Raw genomic sequence first — 723 nt, 5'->3', positions numbered from 1 at the left:
GAGGAATAGCCGACAGTGGTCTGCAGCGCCTGGTTGGCGATCGACTTTGCGCTGTCGATCAGCTTCTGCAGCGAGGTCAGCCCGGTGTTGGCGGCCTGCAGTACCTGCACGCCATTGGCGATGCCGTCGAGCAGATTGTTGATGTCGCTGGCGCGATTGTCGAGTGACTGCGCGGTGAAGAAGTTGGTGGGATTGTCCAGGGCCGAATTGACGCTCCTGCCGGTCGACAGACGGTTCTGCGTGGTGGCGAGGAGGTCGGCGGTGGACTGGAGAGACAGCAGGTTCTGACGAACCGACGTGGATAGAACGATACCGGACATAACTCTTACCCTTCTGGTTTACGCGTCTTCGTTCGATCGCTTCGGATCGAGTGACGGGGACAGCGTGCCGCGACATGGCTAACAAAGGGTGAAACAACACGCGCCCGCATTAAGCGCGGGTTCACCATAAGCGCGCGGAAGGCGTAGTCGCGGCCGGCAATTAGGCTGAAATCATTGGCATTTATCCGCGCTTACTCTCCATTAACCATAACCACTGGTTACTTTTTCAGAGCACTGCGTGGCTGCGAAATGTCGGCTGACGCACGAAAAAAAGCGGCGGGGCCGAAGCCCCGCCGCCATGTCTTGCTTGCGATGTCGTCCGCTTCTTAGCGGAGCAGCTGCAGCACGCTCTGCTGCGACTGGTTGGCCAGCGACAGCGCGGAGACCGCGATGGACTGGCGGG

1 protein-coding gene is annotated in these 723 nt (G+C 59.8%); it reads right to left on the bottom strand.

Annotated features, from left to right (window positions below; genetic code table 11):
* The coding region (locus AC0L3B_RS38155; RefSeq protein ID WP_473334794.1) for a flagellin N-terminal helical domain-containing protein at window positions 1-320 on the bottom strand (320 nt) is incomplete at its 3' end.
* Between the last annotated feature and the right edge of the window lie 403 nt (window positions 321-723).

It is taken from the genome of Bradyrhizobium sp. Kon56 (assembly GCF_055807635.1).
This window is presented reverse-complemented; position numbering and strand designations above follow the sequence as displayed.